Annotated in this window: 7 protein-coding genes; 5 read left to right on the top strand and 2 right to left on the bottom strand. The window is 73.2% G+C overall.

Features of this window, described 5'->3' with window-relative positions; translation table 11 throughout:
• The first annotated feature begins 153 nt into the window (after nt 1-153).
• The 5 genes from AB0H81_RS43385 (at nt 154) to AB0H81_RS43365 (ending at nt 4,166) form a co-directional block, all read left to right on the top strand.
• Nucleotides 154-621, top strand: a complete 468-nt coding sequence (locus AB0H81_RS43385) for an ABA4-like family protein (RefSeq protein WP_358387932.1) — start codon at nt 154-156, stop codon at nt 619-621.
• A 103-nt stretch (nt 622-724) separates the two neighbouring features.
• Nucleotides 725-886, top strand: a complete 162-nt coding sequence (locus AB0H81_RS43380; RefSeq protein WP_358387929.1) for a hypothetical protein — start codon at nt 725-727, stop codon at nt 884-886.
• Between the two features lie 61 nt (nt 887-947).
• Nucleotides 948-2,309: a glutamine synthetase family protein gene (locus AB0H81_RS43375; protein ID WP_358387927.1), complete on the top strand. Its 1,362-nt coding sequence runs from the start codon at nt 948-950 to the stop codon at nt 2,307-2,309.
• A gap of 100 nt (nt 2,310-2,409) precedes the next feature.
• Nucleotides 2,410-3,165 (top strand): IclR family transcriptional regulator, encoded by a 756-nt coding sequence (locus AB0H81_RS43370; protein WP_358387924.1) that lies wholly within the window; start codon nt 2,410-2,412, stop codon nt 3,163-3,165.
• 125 nt (nt 3,166-3,290) lie between these two features.
• Nucleotides 3,291-4,166, top strand: a complete 876-nt coding sequence (locus AB0H81_RS43365) for an SMP-30/gluconolactonase/LRE family protein (RefSeq protein WP_358387921.1) — start codon at nt 3,291-3,293, stop codon at nt 4,164-4,166.
• A 349-nt stretch (nt 4,167-4,515) separates the two neighbouring features.
• Here the strand turns inward: AB0H81_RS43365 and AB0H81_RS43360 are convergent, their stop codons facing one another.
• Nucleotides 4,516-5,475: an alcohol dehydrogenase catalytic domain-containing protein gene (locus AB0H81_RS43360; protein ID WP_358387918.1), complete on the bottom strand. Its 960-nt coding sequence runs from the start codon at nt 5,473-5,475 to the stop codon at nt 4,516-4,518.
• Nucleotides 5,472-6,119: a fumarylacetoacetate hydrolase family protein gene (locus AB0H81_RS43355; protein ID WP_358387915.1), complete on the bottom strand. Its 648-nt coding sequence runs from the start codon at nt 6,117-6,119 to the stop codon at nt 5,472-5,474. The genes AB0H81_RS43360 and AB0H81_RS43355 overlap by 4 nt, the downstream gene beginning before the upstream one ends.
• Between the last annotated feature and the right edge of the window lie 91 nt (nt 6,120-6,210).

The raw sequence follows: 6,210 nt of genomic DNA, 5'->3' as shown, positions 1-6,210 counted from the left end.
CCGGCGCCACCCCCGCGGAGGCCGCGCGATGACCCACCACGCCTGCGCCGCCACCCCGGGCGGAGGCCGCGCGATGACGCGCCGCACGCCGTCCGGTCCCGCCGTCACGGGCGGGATCGGCGCCCCGTCCCCCACCCGATCGGAGAGTCGCCGATGAGCACCGCGACCCTGTTCGACCTCAGCTTCTACGCCGCCGCGCCGTTCTGGGCGCTGATGATCCTCGCCCCCGCCTGGTCGGTCACCCGCAAGGTGGCGGCCTCGCCGCTCATCGTGCTGCCCGCCCTGGTGGTGAACCTCGTGCTGCTGGTGCCGGTGCTCGGCGCGGTCTGGCCGGTCGTGACCAGGCCCTCGCTGGCCGGGCTCACGGCCCTGGTCGCCACCCCCGAGGCGCTGGCCGCCCTGTGGGCGCAGATCATCGCCTGGGACCTGTTCCTCGGCCGGTGGATCTACCTCGACAGCCGGGAGCGGGGCGTGCACCCTCTGCTCATGGCCCCGGTCATGATGCTGACGATCCTGCTGTCGCCCCTCGGATTGCCGGTGTACCTCCTCCTGCGCCTGGCATACCGGGGCAACAACTCTGATACCCCCTCGGCTACCCCCGTGATCCGTACCATGGCGTGAGAAGGAAGCCCCCCGGTTAGGATCAAGAACATCTTCATAGAAGATGCCAGTGATCGCCCAGATCCGGGTATATACGGCTGGGAATGGACTGCAGGAGGCCCCCATGCAGGTCAAGAAGGTAGCCACGTATGTGCTCGTGGCCTTCGTGATCTTCTACCTGTTCAACCGGCCGGCCGAGGCCGCGTCCGCGGTCAACGGCGTGTTCGACGGAATCGTCCATGGAGCCAATCAGTTGGCCGTCTTCTTTACCAATGTTCTAACGTGAGCTGGCCTCCTGTCTGCGTCAGACGCTTCCCCGTACCCCGGGAACGTGTTACGCAGACAGGATGAGAGATCGCCCGACCGCCACCAAGATCAACCAGCCTGATCCTCACGTGCGGCGCGTCCTGGAGCGGGCCGAGCTCGAAGGCGTCGAGCTCATCCGCTTCCTGTACGCCGACCACGGGGGCGTGATCCGCGGCAAGGCGGCGTCGCGGACGCGGCTGGCCGAGCGCCTCACCACGGGCATCGGGCACACGGTGGCCATGATGGCGATGAACATGCTCGACCAGTTGCAGGACGTCGAGCACATGGGTCCGGTGGGCGAGGTACGCATCGTCCCGGACCCGGCGACGTACGTCCCGCTCCCGTACGCACCGGGCGCCGCCGCGATGCTCTCGGATCTGCGGCGGCAGGACGGCTCCCCCTGGGACGCCTGCCCGCGCACGTTCCTCAAGGACGCGGTGGAGGCCCTGGCCGCCGAGGGCTACACGCTGATGGCGGCCTTCGAGCCGGAGTTCACCCTGGGACGACGCCTGCCCGACCCCACGGGCGGGCCCGACCGCGTCGTGCCGATCGACGACACCCTCTGCTACGCCGGCACCGGGTTCGACACGGCGCACGACTACACGATCAAGCTCGTCCGGGCGCTGGAGACGCAGGGGCTCCGGGTCGAGCACTACCATCCCGAGCTCGGGCCGGGCCAGCAGGAGCTGTCGGTACGCCACGCCTCCGCGCTGCGGGCCGCCGACAATCATGTCCTCTACCGCGAGACCGTCCGCGGCGTCGCGATGCGCATGTCGATGTGGGCCACGCTGGCCCCCAAGCCGCTCGCCGGACAGGCGGGCAACGGCGCCCACCTGCACCTGTCGCTGTGGCGGGACTCGCGCAACGTCTTCGCCGACGGCGGTGAGGAGCTGGAGTGCTTCGTCGGCGGGCTGCTCGCCCACCTGCCCGCCTTGACCGCGCTCACCTGCGGCACGGTCAACTCCTTCCGCCGCCTGGCGCCGCGCACGTGGGCCGGCGCGTACGCGGTCCACGGGCCCGACAACCGGGAGGCGGCCGTGCGGATCTGCTCGCCGCTGGGCGAGAGCGGCGAGCCCAACCTGGAGCTCAAGCCGTCCGACTCCTCGGCGAACCCGTACCTGTCGCTCGGGGCGGTCATCCACGCCGGCCTCGACGGGCTGCGCCGCAAGCTCGACCCGGGCGAGTCGGTCGACGTGGACCCCGACACCCGGCCGGGACGGTACCCTCGGCTGCCGGCGTCGCTGAACGAGGCGCTCGACGCGCTTGAGGCCGACGAGGTGCTCATGGAGGCGCTCGGCCCGCTGCGGCGCAGCGCCTACCTGGCCGTCAAACGCTCGGAGGCCGCGGCGTTCTCGGCCATGGACGAGGCGTACGAGCTGTTCCACCACATGAGGGTCTTCTGACCCCCGCGCGGCGAGGACGTACGGTGGCGCCATTCCGCTTTACGCGATAGCATTCCATGATTCGGAAAACTCCGGCCACCGGGCCGTCCGAGGAGGAACCGTGAGCGGTACGCAGTCGCCGGTGACCAGCGTCGATCGCGCCCTGCTGATCCTGCAGGAGATCGGCAGGCACAGCAGGGGCATGACCATCGACGAGCTGTCGACCCGGCTGGGGCTCCCGAAGAGCTCGCTGCACCGCCTGCTCGGCGCGCTCAAGCACCGCGGGTTCGCCGCGCAGCCCGACCCCGGCGGGCCCTACTTCCTCGGCACGGAGATGCTCGCGACCGCGTTCCGCTTCTACGAGACCATGGACGTCCGCGCCGTGATCCACCGGCTGCTGCTGCGCCTGAGCGAGGAGTTCGCCGAGACCGTGCACATGGCGACGCTCGACGGCGCCGAGGTCGTCTACCTCGACAAGGTCGAGACGATGCGGGCGATCACGATGACCTCGGTGGTGGGCGGGCGCAACGCCGCGCACGCCACCGGCGTCGGCAAGGCGCTGCTGGCCTGGACCTACCCGACCGACGAGGCGATCAAGGCGTGGGCCGAACGCCACGGGCCGCTCGCCGCGCCCACCCGCTCCACCATCACCAGCCCGGCGAAGCTGGCCGCCCACATGGCGCTGATCCGCGAGCGCGGCTACGCGCTCGACCTGGAGGAGAACGAGCCCAGCGTGCGCTGCGTGGCCGCCCCGGTGTTCATGGGCAAGCCCACCCCCGTGGCCGCGGTGAGCGTGACGGCGCTCAAGGACCGCATGCCGCCCGCCCGCATGGAGGAGATCGGCGCGAGCCTGCTCAAGGCCATCGCCGAGTTCTGACCCCGCCCCCGTCCGGTCCGGTCTCCGCGCGTCTCCCACTTGGAAGATCGTTCTGCATCACGGAATGAGGTTTGGATGATTGCCCTGAGGTGCCCCCGCGTGGCCGGCCGCTCCCGGAGGGGCCGATGACCAGAGTGTCCGAGCCCGAGATCGTCGCGGTGCCGCCGGCGCGGCTCGGCGAGGGCCCGCGCTGGGACGGGCGCACCGACACGCTGCTGTGGGTGGACATCCCGGCGGGCCGGGTACGCCGTCTGGACCCGGCCGACGGCTCGCACGCGGTGACCGAAGTGGGGCAGCCCGTCGGGGTGGCTGTCCCCCGGGCCGCCGGAGGGCTGGCGCTCGCGGTGCGCGACGGCTTCGCGCTGGCGGACGAGCCCGTCTGGGACGGATCGGCGCCGAACGCCCTGGAGGTGGTGGCGCCGGTGACCGCCGCCGAGCGTCCCGGCAACCGCATGAACGACGGGGCCTGCGACCGGGCGGGCCGCTTCTTCGCCGGCACCAAGGCCGAGGACGACACCCCCGGCGCCGGCGCGCTCTACCGGCTCGGCCCCGACCGCCGCGCGGAGCAAGTGCTGGACGGGGTCGGCATCTCCAACGGCATCGCGTGGAGCCCGGACGAGCGGCTGTGCTACTACGTGGACACCCTCACCAACCGGGTGGACGTCTTCGACTACGACCCCGGCAGCGGGCTGCTCGCCGGACGGCGGACGTTCGCCGAGATCACGCGGGGCATGCCCGACGGCATCGCGGTCGACGCGGCCGGCCACGTGTGGGTCGCGCTGTGGGACGGCGGCGCGGTGCTGCGCCTGCGCCCGGACGGGCGGGTGGACCTGACCGTCGTGATGCCCGTCCGCAACGTCACGAGCTGCGCCTTCGGCGGCCCGGGCCTCACCGACCTGTACGTGACGACCGCGTGGGACGGGACTGCGGGCGGCGAGCTGCTGCGCTGCCGCACCTCCGTCGAGGGCGTCCCTGCCAACCCCTACCGCGACCACGCCTGACCGCCCTCCGGCCCCCTCTCCGCGCCGGCCCGCCTCGGTCTCCTCCGTCACCTCTCCGCGTCCCTTGCCGTGCCGTGCCTCGCTACCCGGCAGGGAAGCCGCGGCGGGACGTGGGCGGGGTGGGACGCGGGCCGGACCCGGGACCTGACTGCCGGTCGCGGTGGGACGGCAGGCCGCCCTCGCGAGACGGCAGGCCGACCCTGGTGGAATGGCGGGACGGCCCTGGCGGGATGGCGGGACGACCCTGGTGAGACGGCGGGACGGCCCCGGTGGGACGGCCGGGGCAGGGGGCGGCGGGGCGGGGGATCGGGGGGGGCGGCAGGGGACGACGGGGCGATCGCAGGGCGGGTCAGCGCGGCTCTGGGGTGAGGGGCTCCGGGGTGAGTAACGCCTTGACCGGGGTGGCGCGGCCGTTCATGAGGGCGGTGAACACCTCGGCCCCCTCCTCCAGCGGGAAGGTGTCCACCCAGCTCAGGTCCCACGTGCCGATGAGGTCCACGGCGGCGGCGAAGTCGGCGTCCCGGTAGGCGAAGGAGCCGAGCACCCGCTTCTCGCCCCGCACCAGGGCGGCCGCGTCGAACCCGGCGTCGCTGTCGGCCAGCCCGAGCCAGACCGCGGCCCCGCCGGGGCGCAGGAGGGCCAGGGACTGCTCGTGGGTGACGGCGGCACCGACCGCGTCGAAGATCACGTCGTACTCGCCGGACAGCCGGTCGACGGCGGCGTCGGCGCCGAGCCGGGCCGCGGCGGCCAGGCGCTCCGCGGAGCGGTCGGCCACCTCGACCCGGGCGGCGCCGCCCGACACGGCGACCAGCAGGCAGGCCAGGCCGATGGCGCCGGCCCCGATGACGCCCACCCGGGCGCCCGCGGGGGCGCCGGCCAGCTCCCAGGCGTGCACGGCGTTGGCCGCGGGCTCCACGACGCCGGCGGCCGTCCAGCCGAGGGCGTCGGGCACCGGGACGAGGGCCCCGGCGGGCACGGCGACCCGCTCGGCGAACGCGCCGGGCGTGTGGACGCCGACGATGCGCCGCTCCCTGCACACGTTGCGCAGACCGGCGGCGCACAGGTCGCAGCGCCCGCACGACAGGATCGGATTGATGACCACCCGGCGCCCGTCGTCGGTGTGCCCGGCGAACTCGTGGCCCATGACCAGCGGCGGCACGCGGAAGCCCGGGGTGCGCACGCCGTGCAGCTCACTGCCGCAGATGCCGGAGGCGGCCACGTGGACCAGCACCTCGCCGGGGCCGGGCTCGGGCTCGGGCACGTCGCGCATCTCGACGACGCCCGGCGCGGTGAACACCACCGCCCTCATCGGGTGCCGTCCACGACGGGGTTGCGCAGGTCGCCGATGCCTTCCACGCTCACCTCGACCACGTCGCCGGGGCTCAGGGAGCGCGGCGGGTCCATGAACGCGCCGCAGCCCCACGGGGTGCCGGTGAGCACGACGTCGCCGGGTTCGAGGGTGAAGGAGGCCGAGCAGAACGACAGCAGCTCGGCGACGCCGAAGAGCATCTCCGCGGTGCTGGAGTCCTGCACGGTCTCGCCGTTGACCACGGTGCGCAGGCGCAGCGCCTGCGGGTCGCCCAGCTCGTCGGGGGTCACGACGGCGGGCCCGAGGGGACAGAAGGTGTCGAGGCTCTTGCCGCGCGTCCACTGGCCGTCGGCGAACTGCAGGTCGCGGGCCGAGACGTCGTTGGCCACGGTGTAGCCGGCGACCCCGGCCAGCGCCTCGGCGGGGCCGGCGTGGCGCAGGGGCGTGCCGATGACGGCGGCCAGCTCGACCTCCCAGTCGACGCTGCCGGTCAGCCCGGAGTCGATGACGACGGGCTCGCCGGGGCCGATCACGCTGGAGGGGAACTTGGCGAACATCAGCGGGCGGGCGGGCTTGTCCATCCCGGTCTCGCGGATGTGGTCGAGGTAGTTGAGGCCGATGGCGACGATCTTGCCCGGGCGCATCGGCCACCTGGCCCGCGCCTGGCTCGGCGAGGAGTCGTCGGCCATCTGGAGCGTCATCGCGATGAGCCAGTGGCAGTCGGTCGGCTACACC

Origin of the sequence: Nonomuraea sp. NPDC050691 (assembly GCF_040654455.1) — a bacterium.
Classification (GTDB): domain Bacteria; phylum Actinomycetota; class Actinomycetes; order Streptosporangiales; family Streptosporangiaceae; genus Nonomuraea.
The sequence above is the reverse complement of the archived record's forward strand: the minus strand, read 5'-3'. Positions and strand labels throughout refer to the sequence as shown.

Excerpts from the sequence above, each read along its gene's own strand:
- AB0H81_RS43380 (WP_358387929.1), top strand. The coding sequence starts at position 725 with ATGCAGGTCAAGAAGGTAGCCACGTATGTGCTCGTGGCCTTCGTGATC.
- AB0H81_RS43355 (WP_358387915.1), bottom strand. The coding sequence starts at position 6,119 with ATGCGCCCGGGCAAGATCGTCGCCATCGGCCTCAACTACCTCGACCAC.
- AB0H81_RS43385 (WP_358387932.1), top strand. The coding sequence starts at position 154 with ATGAGCACCGCGACCCTGTTCGACCTCAGCTTCTACGCCGCCGCGCCG.
- AB0H81_RS43365 (WP_358387921.1), top strand. The coding sequence starts at position 3,291 with ATGACCAGAGTGTCCGAGCCCGAGATCGTCGCGGTGCCGCCGGCGCGG.
- AB0H81_RS43375 (WP_358387927.1), top strand. The coding sequence starts at position 948 with ATGAGAGATCGCCCGACCGCCACCAAGATCAACCAGCCTGATCCTCAC.
- AB0H81_RS43360 (WP_358387918.1), bottom strand. The coding sequence starts at position 5,475 with ATGAGGGCGGTGGTGTTCACCGCGCCGGGCGTCGTCGAGATGCGCGAC.